Origin of the sequence: Acinetobacter guillouiae CIP 63.46 (assembly GCF_000368145.1) — a bacterium.
Classification (GTDB): Bacteria; Pseudomonadota; Gammaproteobacteria; order Pseudomonadales; family Moraxellaceae; genus Acinetobacter; species Acinetobacter guillouiae.
Window position 1 is genome coordinate 172,058 of sequence record NZ_KB849283.1, and the last position, 14,769, is coordinate 186,826.

General features: G+C 38.6%; 11 protein-coding genes. 5 read left to right on the forward strand and 6 right to left on the reverse strand.

Translation table 11 applies throughout. The features are described from left to right. Window positions 1-70: 70 nt before the first annotated feature. Window positions 71-1,582 (reverse strand): acetaldehyde dehydrogenase ExaC, encoded by a 1,512-nt coding sequence (gene exaC, locus F981_RS05880; protein ID WP_004719517.1) that lies wholly within the window; start codon window positions 1,580-1,582, stop codon window positions 71-73. A gap of 349 nt (window positions 1,583-1,931) precedes the next feature. Here exaC and F981_RS05885 point away from each other — a divergent pair, with 349 nt between their 5' ends. Further along, complete coding sequence (locus tag F981_RS05885; protein WP_004719519.1) at window positions 1,932-3,113, forward strand: sigma-54-dependent transcriptional regulator family protein; 1,182 nt, start codon at window positions 1,932-1,934, stop codon at window positions 3,111-3,113. A gap of 58 nt (window positions 3,114-3,171) precedes the next feature. Here F981_RS05885 and F981_RS05890 read toward each other — a convergent pair whose 3' ends face one another. From F981_RS05890 to mdh, 3 genes are all read right to left on the reverse strand, one after another. Next, window positions 3,172-4,134 carry an alpha/beta hydrolase gene (locus F981_RS05890; RefSeq protein WP_004719521.1) on the reverse strand — a complete coding sequence of 321 codons (963 nt, stop codon included), beginning with the start codon at window positions 4,132-4,134 and terminating at the stop codon, window positions 3,172-3,174. 40 nt (window positions 4,135-4,174) lie between these two features. Further along, window positions 4,175-5,017, reverse strand: a complete 843-nt coding sequence (locus F981_RS05895; protein WP_004719524.1) for an SDR family oxidoreductase — start codon at window positions 5,015-5,017, stop codon at window positions 4,175-4,177. A 203-nt stretch (window positions 5,018-5,220) separates the two neighbouring features. Beyond that, window positions 5,221-6,393 carry an iron-dependent methanol dehydrogenase gene (gene mdh, locus F981_RS05900; protein ID WP_004719526.1) on the reverse strand — a complete coding sequence of 391 codons (1,173 nt, stop codon included), beginning with the start codon at window positions 6,391-6,393 and terminating at the stop codon, window positions 5,221-5,223. Between the two features lie 673 nt (window positions 6,394-7,066). Here mdh and F981_RS05905 point away from each other — a divergent pair. Beyond that, window positions 7,067-8,185: an OmpW/AlkL family protein gene (locus F981_RS05905; protein ID WP_004719529.1), complete on the forward strand. Its 1,119-nt coding sequence runs from the start codon at window positions 7,067-7,069 to the stop codon at window positions 8,183-8,185. A 177-nt stretch (window positions 8,186-8,362) separates the two neighbouring features. Here F981_RS05905 and F981_RS05910 read toward each other — a convergent pair whose 3' ends face one another. Beyond that, window positions 8,363-9,901: an acetyl-CoA C-acetyltransferase gene (locus F981_RS05910; RefSeq protein WP_004719531.1), complete on the reverse strand. Its 1,539-nt coding sequence runs from the start codon at window positions 9,899-9,901 to the stop codon at window positions 8,363-8,365. 311 nt (window positions 9,902-10,212) lie between these two features. Here F981_RS05910 and F981_RS05915 point away from each other — a divergent pair, with 311 nt between their 5' ends. The 3 genes from F981_RS05915 (at window position 10,213) to F981_RS05925 (ending at window position 13,996) form a co-directional block, all read left to right on the forward strand. Continuing rightward, window positions 10,213-11,604 (forward strand): 3-oxoacyl-ACP reductase, encoded by a 1,392-nt coding sequence (locus tag F981_RS05915; RefSeq protein ID WP_004719532.1) that lies wholly within the window; start codon window positions 10,213-10,215, stop codon window positions 11,602-11,604. Window positions 11,605-11,795: 191 nt separating this feature from the next. Further along, the gene (locus F981_RS05920) at window positions 11,796-12,650 is read left to right on the forward strand and encodes a MaoC family dehydratase (protein WP_004719535.1); all 855 of its coding nucleotides are present in this window, start codon (window positions 11,796-11,798) and stop codon (window positions 12,648-12,650) included. Window positions 12,651-12,730: 80 nt separating this feature from the next. Next, window positions 12,731-13,996, forward strand: coding sequence for a serine hydrolase domain-containing protein (locus tag F981_RS05925; RefSeq protein WP_004719536.1), 1,266 nt, complete (start codon window positions 12,731-12,733; stop codon window positions 13,994-13,996). Window positions 13,997-14,111: 115 nt separating this feature from the next. Here the strand turns inward: F981_RS05925 and F981_RS05930 are convergent, their stop codons facing one another. Then, window positions 14,112-14,699, reverse strand: coding sequence for a TetR family transcriptional regulator (locus F981_RS05930; protein ID WP_004719539.1), 588 nt, complete (start codon window positions 14,697-14,699; stop codon window positions 14,112-14,114). Window positions 14,700-14,769: the final 70 nt, after the last annotated feature.

Consider the following 14,769-nt stretch of genomic DNA (forward strand, 5'->3'; position numbering starts at 1 on the left):
AGTATCGTCATCACGACCAAAAAAAGCGAACCGAAGTTCGCTTTTTTAAAGTGTAAATTAACTACAGGACTTAGAAGAAGCCCATTGCTTTGGTTGAATAGCTAACCAATAAATTCTTGGTTTGTTGATAATGATCAAGCATCATCTTGTGGTTTTCACGGCCAATACCTGATTTCTTATAACCACCGAATGCAGCATGTGCAGGGTAGATATGGTAGCAGTTGGTCCATACACGACCAGCTTCAATCGCACGACCCGCACGATAAGAGGTATGCGCAGAACGCGACCATACACCAGCGCCTAAGCCATACATCGTATCATTGGCAATTCGGATTGCATCGTCATAATCTTTAAATGTTGCGACAGAGAGCACTGGTCCAAAAATTTCTTCTTGGAAAATCTTCATACTGTTGTCGCCTTTGAAAATGGTAGGTTCAATATAGAAACCTTGACCGACTTCCTGACGATCGCCGCCACCTGTAAGCAATTGAGCGCCTTCAGCACGACCTGTTGCGATACAACCCAAGATTTTGTCTTGTTGCTCTTGAGATGCCTGAGCACCAATCATGGTGTCTGTATCTAGAGGATGTCCAGTTTTGATGCGTTTTACACGTTCAACTGCCATTTCTAGGAATTTATCGGCAATACTTTCTTGAACCAAGGCACGTGATGGGCAAGTACATACTTCACCTTGGTTTAAAGCGAACATGGCAAAGCCTTCAAGCGCTTTGTCTAAATAGTCATCATCTTTATCCATGACATCTTCAAAGAAAATGTTTGGTGATTTACCACCAAGCTCAAGTGTCACAGGAATAATATTTTCAGTTGCATATTGCATGATCATTTGACCAACAGCAGTGGAGCCTGTAAATGCAATTTTAGCAATGCGTGGATTTGTTGCCAGTGGGCGACCCACTTCAACGCCGTAACCATTGACAATATTTAAAACGCCTGGCGGTAAAATATCTTGAATGAGTTCAGCAACAACTAAAATACTTGATGGAGTTTGTTCAGCAGGTTTAAGCACAATACAGTTACCCGCTGCAAGTGCCGGTGCAAGTTTCCATGCTGCCATAAGAATAGGGAAATTCCATGGAATGATCTGACCAACTACACCTAAAGGCTCATGGAAGTGGTAAGCAATGGTATCTTCATCAATTTCAGAAATACCACCTTCTTGTGCACGTAAACAACCTGCAAAATAACGGAAATGGTCAATTGCTAAAGGAATATCGGCTGCCAATGTTTCACGAATTGGCTTACCGTTTTCCCATGTTTCTGCAACTGCGAGTAATTCTAAATTTTCTTCTAAACGATCTGCAATTTTCAGCAGTACATTTGAACGTGTTGTTGGAGAAGCTTTGTTCCATGAAGCTTTGGCTTTATGTGCTGCATCTAATGCAAGTTCGATATCTTCCGCAGAAGAACGTGGAATTTTGGTAAAGGCTTTACCATCTACAGGAGAGACATTATCAAAATATTGCCCTTTAACCGGTGCTACCCATTTGCCATCAATAAAGTTTTCATATTGGGCTTTGAACTGTACTTTTGAACCAGGCTGATTTGGATCTACATAACGCATAAGAGTATCCCTTTACTTATATTCATGATGTGTTTAATATGGCATGTATGAACAATGATTGTTTACATGATGGTTTGAGCATAGAGAGTCAAAGGTAGGGAAAAGGTTGGATGAAATCCAAGACATATTTGCGCTATGCTTTAATCTTTGGCAATATTTTCTTGTTTATTGGAAAATTGCTAAATATTGGAAAAAATTGGTTTTATTCTACAGCTTTGGTATGAGTTGTGTTGACTCAGGTTAAGCTCACTATGTTAATGTGGTAGAGTAATTTATAAGCAGGTACGCTGGATAAAAACAACAGAGAAAGGATAGGATATTTTTTAACGAATTACAGAGGAAGTAGCGTATGTTAAGCCAACAAGAGTTATCAAATAAACGGAGTTTAATTGAGCAATTACGCCAAAGCAGTAGTTTGTCTTTAAAACATGCTGATCAACTCGGGCAGAGTATTGCAAGTTCATGGCAACGTTCCAACTCAGCTGCGATTCCCAAAGATCGTGATGCTGCACCCTTGATGAATGTAAAACAAGAAAGAAAAACACTGTTAGAAAAAGCAATCGAACATTGTCGTGATGAATTAACCCATATCGCAGAACAGTCTGCAATGGTTGCTGCGGTAGGGGATATTGGCAGTACCATTATCTGGTCAGCCGCAAGTGGGCAAATGCGCAATGCCGCAGAACGTGTTCATTTTATTGCTGGTGGGCAATGGCGAGAAGATTTGGTGGGAACCAATGCTTTGGCACTGTCATTAAAAACCCAACAATCCAGTTGTGTGTTTTCTAATGAACATTTTATGTCTTCGGTGCATGACTGGGTTTGTTATGCCTCTCCAATTATAGATCCATATTCCAAACAAGTTTTAGGGGTAATTGATCTTTCAACCACATGGAATCATCACAATAGTTTGGGATTACTGGCTGCTGAACGCTGTGCCTCAATTATTCAATCGGCATTGCTAGAGTTTCAGCAACAACATTTATTTATCCGGGCTTTTGCTGTGCCACAAGTGTTGTTCAATGGCAAGATCGTGGTACTGACACCACGACAAATTGAAATTTTGACTATTCTTGCGTTGTGTCCACAAGGGATGAATCTGGAAAATTTACATCAAGCGCTGTATGGTGAACGAAAAGTGAGTGTCGGCACATTAAAAGCTGAAATGTCGCAGTTGCGTGATATTTTGGGCGGCATGCTGGGTTCACGGCCTTATCGTTTATTGGCACATGTTGAAGCAGATTTCTTGCAAGCAGAGAATGCTTTAGATGCGGGCTATACCGAATCCGCTTTAAAATTATGCAAAGGTGTATTTTTAGCTAAAACTGAAAGTCCTTTTTTATCGGCATGGCGAGACTGCCTTGAATCACGCCTGAGTGAAGCGATTTTTAAAGCCAATGAAACAGATGCTTTATTAAAACACCTTGCACATTTTCCAGAGGCGATTGATGCCGTTGAACGTTTGATTGAACTTACACCAGTCGGGCATCCTGCTCATCAAATTCTAATGAAATATAAAGATGAACATTGATTTTGCAGGATACTTTTTAACTGATCATTCGCTTGTAAAGAAGAATGAATTGGCGCTTTTAAAGCTGTTTTTGGGCTAACCAAGAAAAAAGTTGATGATAAACTTCTTTTCTGACTTCTGGTGCCGATAAGACCAAGTCATGAAGTCCATTTTGAATGGTCATGACATTAACGTCGCCCTGTATTTTACCTGCATCCCTGATGATGTCTTTGACCTCTAAAATAACATCAGTGCTTTGAGCATCTCGGTTAAATTTCTTAGGATAGGTTGTTTTGTGAGAATGCATCACCAAGGTTGGTACATTGATCTGTACGCCTGCATGAATTTCTTTTTGCGCTTCAAAAATTGCATGCACAAAGCTTAAATATACTTTGGGGTAAGTTGGTTTTTTCCACTCTAAGCTGAAATCCCATTCGCCTTGCAAATCTTTATGCAGACTGGTGACATACCATTTATTTAATTCACTTGGAAACTTTAAATTAGGTAAGCGTTTACCCAATGCGCTGAGTTTGGGGAGGGCTAATTTTTTCTTCCAAGCAGGCATATTAAAGTCATAAAAAGGACTATTGCACCATAAGGCTTGAATAAGGGGGTGTTGTGGATAATGTGCTGCATATAATGTTGCGATCAATCCACCTGTAGAATGTCCTGCCAGTAACACCTCAGTGTGGCCTTCCTGACCAATAATCTTTAATGCTTGCGTGATTTCTTCATCATATTCATTCAAATTTAGAACATAATAATATTTTTGATGTGGTAGGTAAGAACGACCATATTTTCTTAAATCAAGTGCATAAAAATCATAATCATGTTGATTAAATTGTTCAGCCATTTCTGTTTGAAAGAAATAATCGATAAAACCATGGATATAGAGCACTGCTTTCTTGGTCGCTTGAGCTGCTTGTTTGCGTACCAAAGTCGCAATGACTTTACCATCATAGTCATCTGCTAAGTTTAAGGTTAGTTTTTCATAACCTGTACCAAGGATATCAGGTTGATATTCAGTAGATTGAGTGGTCATAGCATATTCCTGAATTTATTGAAAAATGAAATCCGAAAAATTACAGATAGTCTTTTACCAGCACATAGGATTCATCATATAGTTTTTGTGCCAACTGTATATCTTTGGCTTTGCCTGATTTAAATGCAGGGGTTTGCAAACTCACATAATCACCATTGCGCTTTTCCCATGATGGATCAAAAGCAATTTTTTTAATTAATTCGGCAGGCTTAGATGGTGGAATAAGGCCAAATTTAATTATTGCATATTGCCATTTGGGTAATTCACGATAAATCTCAGAATCTACGCCACCTGGATGTAATGCATTGCTGGTGACATGACTTCCATGTAGTTGTTTGGCGAGGATATTACTAAAAAGCAGATTGGCTAATTTACTATTGCCATAGCTCAAAACACCATTGTATTTTTTCACTTGATCCGCGTTAAAGTTTTCAGGTTGGATACGACCTAAAAGATGCATCATTGAAGCCAAATGAATTACACGACCTTGTTGGGCTTTTTGAACCAATGGAAGAAGTTTCAATGTCCAAAGAAAAGGCCCAAGATAATTTACCCCAAACTGTTTTTCAAAACCATCAGCTGTGGCCTCAAGATCAGGTGTCATCATGCCAGCATTGTTGACTAATACATCAATTTTTTCATATTTGGCAATAATTTCATTGGCTGCTTGGTTAATTTGTTCAAGACTATTTAAATCAAGGCGAATCACGTCTACTTGACCTGTACCGAATGACTCTAAGTGTTGTTGTGCTGTTTTTGCTTTTTCAGGATTACGACAAGCAATGATCACATGGTGACCATCCTTAATAAATGTTTCTGCAGTTGCAAGCCCGATTCCAGTGTTTGCACCCGTGATGATGATGGTTTTACTTGTTGTTGTCATTGCTGAAATAATCCGCTGATGTTTTAAGCATCATAGTCATAGATTGTGACTTTATCAATATATCTGACAATAATGATTGTCATTTTTTGATAAGCGTATAAAAAAGGAATACTACCAAAGTAATATTCCTGAGTATCAAGCATACTTCATTGTATTTGGCCTAAAACAGTTGTCAGGCTGAGTAGAACCAAAGGGGATCGTTTTTACATTGCTGATTCAAAAATTTTAATGACTTGAGCATCAGTTGCTTTACGTGGATTGGTCAACATACAGGCATCTTTTTGCGCATTTGATGTCATCACTGCATGATCTTCCGCTTTGACACCCAGTTCAGCTAAGCCAGAAGGGATACCAATAGATGATGATAACTCACGAATTGCATCAATCGCAGCAAAGGCAGCCTCAGTAACGGTTAAACCCTCAGTATTGACACCCATTAATTGGGCAATTTTTGCATAACGGTCTGGGCAGGCAATTAAGTTAAACTCACACACATGCGGTAATAGAATTGCATTACATACGCCGTGTGGAAGGTTATAGAAGCCACCTAATTGATGAGCCATTGCATGTACATAACCTAAAGATGCATTGTTAAATGCCATACCTGCTAAATATTGTGCATATGCCATTGCATCACGTGCTTCAAGATTTTCACCATTGGCTACCGCAGGGCTTAACCATTCACTAATCATCGAAATGGCTTTTTCTGCACATGCATCGGTAATTGGGTTTGCAGCAGTTGAAACATAAGCTTCTACAGCATGAGTTAAAGCATCCATACCCGTTGCAGCAGTTAAAGCAGCAGGTTTTGCAATCATGAGTTTAGGATCATCAATTGCAACAAGCGGTGTACAACGCCAGTCAACAATCGCCATTTTTACATGGGTATCTGTATTGGTGATAATACAGAAACGAGTCATTTCGGAAGCAGTTCCCGCTGTCGTATTGATTGCGACAAGCGGTGTCATTGGGACTTTACTTTGATCAATCCCTTCATAATCACGAATATGACCGCCACCTGCGGTGACTAAGCCGATTCCTTTTGCACAGTCGTGTGATGATCCACCACCTAATGACACAATAAAGTCACAGCCATTATTGTTATATTCGTTTACGCCATTGTGTACATTAATATCTGTCGGGTTTGGTTCTGCACCAGAAAAAACATGACTGTCTACACCAGCTTCTTTGAGATAGTCAACAATAATGTCTGCAACACCAAATTTGAATAGGCCAGCATCAGTGACGATGAGGGCTTTTTTTGCCCCTAAATTTTGTGCTTTAGCGCCGACTTCTTTGGCACAACCTGGACCAAAAAGTGAGACGCAAGGGATGTAAAAACCGTTTGTTTGATCTGCTATATTTTTAAAAGCCATGGTGCGATTCCTTCTACCATTGTTATTTCATCATTCCAGAAAGGTGATGATCACCTTGAAGTTGAGTATCAGTTTTGAGGGCTGGGTTGAATACCTACTAAACACCTACCAAATTTAAATCATGCAAACTTTAAATTAAGTATTTGATATTTCTATTTAAAATAAAATGATGAAGTTTTTCTTTATAATTTTAAGCTGAAAATCGGGCTTTAACGCAAGTTTTGATTAAAAACTACAAAAACAGATTTTATTTGGTATTTTTTGCTTTGACAGATCATTTTATTTTTAAAAAGTGAATCGTTGAGTTAAATTTTGGGGATAAATTTTAAAATCCATCAAAATAGAATAAATTATCAATTTATGAGAATGTGTGTTAATAATTAAAAAGTGAAAATTATGTGAAAAATTTGATATTTCTATACTAGGTCAGCAGGGGCTTAAATAGACTTTTTAAATATACCTGTACTGTTAATTTATGCTAAATGATAAAAATAACATAATGATATATATCATTAATAAGTATTATAAAAAATTTAAAAATAAAAGTACCAATATTTTTTACGGATGAGTGTAAATGCTATTGATCATAATTTTATACATAAATATTGTTTTTTATGTATGTTTTTTAAACAGATTGCCACGGTTCGGTAATCTCATATTTTAAGGATAAAAAATGAAAAAAATATTAACGTTAAAAAATATTGTCATAGCAAGTTCATTGTTCGCGATTACTAGCATGAGTTTTGCGGGGGAGTATAAACGCTTTTCAGTATCTGCAGGCTGGTTACATGTCATGCCTCAAGGAAAAGCCAATCCCTTTAATATTAATACCAGTGTTAAAAATGGTACCAATGCAACAGTCGGAAGTATCTCTACAACCAGTTTTTTAAACTCAGTTGATCCTAATGCGATGGGGGAAGACTTAGGTGGAGTGCCATTTAATCAGAAAGAGGTGTTAACCGAATTTCTCAATGATGCCATTATGCAAACCTTATTGACTGATGGTAAGGGTAATATTTTGCCTGAGGTCGCAGGAACCGCAAATATTCATGGCTTGGAAAATTGGCAAGCAAAGGGTACAGGGCTCGAAGTCGATGACGTGGATACGCTGGGCTTGATGCTAAATTATTACATCAACGACAATGTTTCTTTGCAACTCATTGGTGGGATTCCTCCAAAAGTTGATATTAAAGGTAAAGGGGAAATCTTGGCACCCCTCACAGGATTAGCCACCTCGCCAAGTGACCTAGTCGAAATTTTATTTCCAGATGGCATTGATTTAAACCAAGCAATTCCAATCACCAATTTAGGCAACAAATCTAAAGCAGCATCAGTGCGTGCATGGACACCAGCGCTTGAAGCGCAATATCAATTTGGTCAATCTGGTGTCAACAAATTACGTCCATATATTGGGATAGGAGTGATGTACTCTCATTTCACGGATATCAAGTTGAACTCACAAATCAAAAGTGATCTGGTTGCAGCGGGACATATGATCCAAAATGTTTTAGATGGAAAAGCAGGGGCTGCGTTGGATGGTAAACCTTCTAGTGCAAATCCTTATGTTAGAGTTAAAACGACAGATGCAATTGCACCTATTGTAAGTCTGGGTGCAACCTATGATATTAATGAAAACTGGTTTGGTGTGGCTTCCGTTTCTTATGCCAAGCTCAACAATCAGGCTAAGATAGATGTCGTTGATGCGAATACTGGTAAGCGACTGATTAATTCAACGACAAAAGTTGATATAGATCCTTTGATTACTTATGTTGGTGTGGGGTATCGCTTCTAAAATCAACACTATTTTCCCTAAGAATAGTGAAGATTTTAAATGGTTAGCTTCGGCTAACCATTTTTTGTGTTGAGTAGAGATCTATGTAAAAGCTTTTTAGCGACATGTAGATTGACGAGCAATAAAAAAGCATCCATGAAGGATGCTTTTTTGAAAGTGCTGTACAAATCAGAGAACTTATTTCTCTACGATTGCAGTTACACCTTGACCACCAGCAGCACAAATCGAAATGAGTACACGACCTGAACCTTTTTGGTTAATCAATTTTGCAGCAGTTGCCAAAATACGACCACCTGTTGCTGCAAATGGATGACCAGCAGCTAAAGAAGAACCTTTAACATTGAGTTTGCTACGGTCAATTGAACCCAATGGTGCATCTAGACCTAAGCGTTCTTTACAGAACTTAGGATCTTCCCAAGCTTTTAAAGTCGAAAGAACTTGTGATGCAAACGCTTCATGAATTTCATAGTAGTCGAAGTCTTGAAGTTTAATACCCGCACGAGCCAACATACGTGGAACAGCATAAGCAGGTGCCATCAATAAACCTTCTTTCTTATTGACAAAATCTACAGCAGCAGTTTCAGTGAATGTTAAGTACGCGAGTACTTCATGACCATTTGCTTTCGCCCATTCTTCAGAGGCTAAAAGTACAACTGAAGCGCCGTCTGTAAGTGGAGTAGAGTTACCTGCAGTCATTGTTGCAGTATCACCTTTACCAAATGCAGGTTTAAGCTTAGCCAATTTTTCAACTGAAGAATCAGGACGTAAGTTATTGTCTTTGTCTAGACCCATAAATGGCGTGATCAAATCATCGAAGAAACCTTCTTCATATGCTTTGGCCATTTTTTGATGTGAAGATGCAGCAAGTTCATCTTGAGCTTCGCGAGGAATACCCCATTCTAAAGCAGTAATCGCTTGGTGATCACCCATAGATAAACCTGTACGAGGTTCACCATTTTTTGGCGCATCCATCAAGTCTTTAACATTGATTTTAGCTAAGGCTTTTAAACGGTCTTTACCTGTTTTTGCAATGTTTAATTCAAGCAATGCTTTACGTAAGCCGTCACCAAATGCGATCGGTGCATCAGAGGTGGTATCTACACCACCAGCAATACCCACTTCAATTTGACCTAATGCAATTTTGTTTGCAACAAGGAAAGCTGCTTGTAAGCCAGTACCACATGCTTGTTGAATATCATAAGCAGGAGTTTCAGGGGCAAGTTGAGTATTTAAAACACATTCACGTGTCATGTTGAAATCGCGGCTATGTTTTAGAACTGCACCAGCAACAACTTCACCTAAACGTTGACCTTGAAGGTTAAAACGTTCAATTAAACCGTTCAAAGACGCAGTAAGCATGTCAATGTTTGACGCTCGGAAATAAGGGCCATTTGAACGTGCAAAAGGAATACGGTTACCTCCAATAATTGCTACGCGACGTACAGTGTTTTGACTCATAATTTTATCCTGCTGACCAGAAGTTTGAGTTTTAGAAGATGAAGCTGTTGTAACTTTTTTTGCCGTCGATGCCGTTGCTTTGCTACGTGAAGCAGCTGCTGGTGCACGAGTCGGTTTTTTAGTCGTGTTGGCTGCATTGGCATTTGTAGAATTTGTGTTGCTACTTTTACTCGTACGAGTACGAGCTTTTGATGTATTTGACACAGTTTCTTGTACAGTGCTTTCAGCGTTTGAATTTTCTTGAGTTGTTTTGCTCATAAGGCTTTTCCAAGCATGTTCGCAATATTCTTAGTGCTTACATTAACATAATTGGCTATGACTCGAATTGACTATAATGACATTTGCATATTCTTTCAGGTCAAGTCATCATTTTGGCAACTCAAGTATGATTTAACTGAAACTTATGGGTCATAGAGATGATAGCGTTGTTGACGATTCCTCTAAGCCTTGCGCGAAGAACAACGCAAGCCATTTAAGAAAGCGCAACACAGCTAAATATCTGAGATTATACTGCAGTTAAAAGATAGCTTAAGCCCCATACAAAATTAATTTGATGAGAGATAAGAAACATGTCTGACCAATACCAAGCATTTGCTAAATCTCCAATTGGTAAATTTGTCATAAAAAATTTAGGTTTACCATCACCCATCCAGCTAGACCGCTTTGAGTCAGCCACTCCTGTCGTTAAAGGTGCTGTATTATTCGGTGCGGCTCCAAAGAGTCATTTTACTGGTGAAGTTGCGCAGGTTCTTAGTAATATTCATGCCAACACTTATGCAGGGAATAACGCAGAGTTACAACAAGCTGCGGCAAAATCTGGTTTGAATGTTGGTGCTTTTAATGAAGGCGATAAAGAATCAAAATTCAAAGCAGTGATATTTGATGCATCAGGGATTCAAAATTCAGAACAATTACATGAACTACACAAGTTTTTTAATCCTGTTGCTCGTCAAATTGCAACATCAGGTCGTGTAATTATTATTGGTTTAACACCTGAAACTGCACCAACGATTAAGCAAGCGATTGCACAACGTGCATTAGAAGGGTTTGTTAAATCGGTTGGTAAAGAGTTTAAGAAAGGAATTGCTGCTGATCTTATTCTGGTTGATGCAGATGCTGCACAAAACTTGGAATCAAGTTTACGTTTTGCAATTTCTCCACGTTCAGCATACGTATCGGGTCAAGTGATTCGCGTATCTAAAGGTGATGTAGTTGATATCGATTGGGCAAAACCGCTTGCAGGCAAAACTGCGCTTGTTACAGGTGCAAGCCGTGGTATTGGTGAAGCGATTGCACATGTATTGGCACGTGATGGCGCACATGTAATTTGTTTAGATGTTCCACCACAACAAGCAGACCTTGACCGTGTTGCAAGTGAAATCGGTGGTTCTACGCTCGCAATTGATATCACGGCTGCTGATGCTGGTGAAAAAATCAAAGCTGCGGCAGCTCAACAAGGTGGTTTAGATATCATCGTACATAATGCGGGTATTACACGTGACAAAACTTTGGCAAATATGAAGCCAGAGATGTGGGATCTGGTGATTAATATCAACTTATCTGCTGCTGAACGTATTAACGATTATTTATTGTCAAATGATGGTTTTAATGCAAATGGTCGTATCGTTTGCGTATCTTCAATTTCAGGTATTGCTGGTAACTTAGGTCAAACCAACTATGCTGCATCAAAAGCAGGTGTCATTGGTTTGGTGAAATTTACTGCGCCTGTGTTAAAAAATGGTATTACCATTAATGCTGTAGCGCCAGGTTTCATTGAAACTCAAATGACCGCAGCAATTCCATTTGCAATCCGTGAAGCGGGTCGTCGTATGAACTCAATGAGTCAAGGTGGTTTACCTGTTGATGTTGCTGAAACAATTGCTTTATTTGCATCTTCAGCATCTACAGGATTAAATGGTAATGTTGTGCGTGTTTGTGGTCAAAGCTTATTGGGTGCATAATCACGCATAAGTGAAGTCCTGTTTCGTTTAGGGGATTACCGCGAAAAGATTTTTGAGTATTTAAATTATCGCTCTCGCTGGCTTTCTCTTGAACGAAATCAGGATCTTTAAGCTGTATCATCCGTTAATTTCCAACTGAAATGTTGGATTTTTTAAATGTTGAATAAGAATTAATTTTTCAAAGGTCCAGTATGAATACTCGCCATTTTAGTCAACTTCCTAAGCCATATTTAGCTTATCCAAAAGTGATTCAGGGTTTAATTTTTAAAAAGCCAAAAGGTGAAAAAGTTCTACCGCAAGTTGAATATGTGGTTGATTCATTCAAAATTGATCCAAATCATTTAAAAGCATATAACGAAGTGTGTGGCTTTAAAAATAATGGGTATATTCCCGCAATTTATTTAGCTGTTTTATCGCAAAGTTTACAAATGCATATGATGACCTCTGAAGCATTTCCTTTTGCAATTTTAGGCTTGGTGCATATTCGCAATCAAATTAAGCAAACACGTAAAATTGGCGTCAATGAACAGCTGACTTTATCTTGTCAATTTGGTGAGTTAAAGCCCCATGATAAAGGGGTTCAGTTCGATTTCATCACAACAGCCAAAGTTGGTGGTGACGTGGTCATGCAAGGATTAACCACCTATCTAGCACGTCAAAAGACCGATGGTTCAGTTACAGAAAAACCAAAAGATAAAAAAGAACCAAATTATCAAGTTCAGGCGGTTTGGGAAGTTTCTGAAAATACTGGTCGTCGTTATGCTATGACATCAGGCGACTTTAACTTGATTCATATCCATGCATTAACCGCAAAAGCATTTGGTTTTAAACAAGCGATTGCTCATGGGATGTGGAGCAAGGCTCGCGTTCTCGCTGGGCTCAACTTACCAGAAGCTTATGAAGCCGATGTATTGTTTAAATTGCCGATGTATTTACCTTCAACAGTAGAATTTTTAACTGCACAAGATGGTACAACAACTGACTTTTTGATTCGTAATCAAAAATCACAAAAACCTCATGTTTCTGGTGTGGTTAACGCTTTATAAGATAAAATATAAAGCCTGAGTCGAGATGATTCAGGCTTTTTTAATTAAAAAAGTTATGATTAAAAAAATAGGATAGGGCAATGAGCAGTTTAACGGACATTATTTTTGCGAATACGAAAAATTATCAGGGTTATGTGGATGAGCGTTTTCAAGATCTCGCTGTTCAATTTAGTCGTTTGCAGGATGGTCGTAGTGAAAATGGTGGTGCTGCTTTAACTGTTTATTTTCAAAATGAAAAAGTTGTCGATATATATACGGGTAAAAAATCAAAAACTGAGCAATGGGATGAGCAAACTTTGTCAGTGTGTTATTCCACAGGGAAAGGTGTATTGGCAACACTCGCGCATATTTTGGTGAGTGAAGGTTTCTTAGACTACGATACGCCTATAGTCAATTTTTGGCCTGAATTTGCTCAAAATGGTAAAGAGAATATGACACTGCGTCATATTTTAAGTCATCAAAGTGGCTTATACGATATTCGAAATATCATTGCTGGTGCCGTTGAAATGGCCGATTGGCAGCATATGCTCAAGGTGATGGAGCAGGCCACACCTCGTTTTGCTGTAGCAACCGATATTGCATATCAGGCATTAACATTTGGCTGGTTGGTGGGGGGTGTTTTAGAGAAAGCAACGCAACAATCTTTAACAGAGTTAATGCAGAAGTATTTGGTTGAACCACTACAACTTGATAGTGCCTATTTTGGTGTGCCTGAAGCTGAGTTAAATCGTGTGGCGCGTTTAATTCAAAAAGCAGCACCTGTACAAAAAACAGAAACAAAATCCAGTAAGAGCAAAGCCAAGAAGCATCATAAAACGTCATTTTCAGATAAATTGGTTGAATTAACTGGACAAAATCCGCAAGACTTTTTAGATGCCATGGTACCAAAAGGGATGCGTGATTTTAGTTTCTTTAGTGACCAAGGGCTTCAAGCAATTATTCCAGCGGCGAATGGTGTATTTAGCGCCAATAGTCTTGCAAAAGTTTATGCCATGATGGCAAATAAAGGGGTTTGGGAAGGAAAAGTTTTAATTCGCCCTGAAATATTTACAGAGTTAAGTCAGATCCAATCGATTAAACGAGATCGCGTGATGCCAATTCCTATGAAATGGCGTTTAGGCTACCACCGTGTGATTAGTATGGGTAAACGTGCTAAGCAAGGCTTTGGTCATATTGGATATAATGGCTCTGGGGCGTGGTGTGATCCGCAACGAGGGCTTAGTTTTGCCTATACTCATAATTTTGCCATTGGTTCAATCACAGGCGATTATCGTCTTTGGGGATTGACCCAAGAAACATTACGTTGCGCTGATGGTTTACTTAAGGGAAGTAAAGGCTGGTTCTAAATATTAAGATCAAAGAGATTGAAATTTTATAGAAGGTTAGATGGCTGAGTCTTATTTTGCAAAAGAATTAAAAATAAGGATTTTAAACAGCGGCATATAGATCCCTCAATATTTTCTAGGCAAATAACTCCATTTTTAGGATGGTTTCGACATGATGTTTAAACGAGTGTTGGTCTAGACCTTTTAAGCCAAGTTGATAGATTCCTTCTAAACCACAAACAAAAGCAATCAGCCGCCAAGCAATGTCTTGGCTACTGCTGGCTGTAGCAATTTTAAATTCTTGTTGGGCGATGCCATGTTCAATCGCTGTAACCAAGGCAACATGCCATTGTTCCATCGTAATATTATAAGCTTTTTTAATTTCAGGATCTTGGTCGATTAAAATCTCAGCTTCATTCCAGAGTCGTAAATAGGGTTGAGTTTGTTCAATATTTTCAAAACCCAGTAAAAGAGATAAACGTTCAAAACTACTGTCGGTTTTAATTTGATCTTCTACTTCATTGAGTTGATCCATTAATTCAATAAAAACTTCGGCCTTTAAATGCGAACTTGATTCAAAGTGATGATGTACTTGTCCTGTTGAAACTTGTGCTTCTGCGGCAATACGGCGCACTGTTAATCCATTCAATCCATCTTGTAATGCAACACGCTTTGCTGCATCCAAAATCATATTACGACGTTGTTCTCGGTTTAAATAGTTCATCACTTTTAATACAACAAAATTTACAAAACAAATATTAAACAAAGTTGGACGTTTGTTCAAGTCTGGTTAT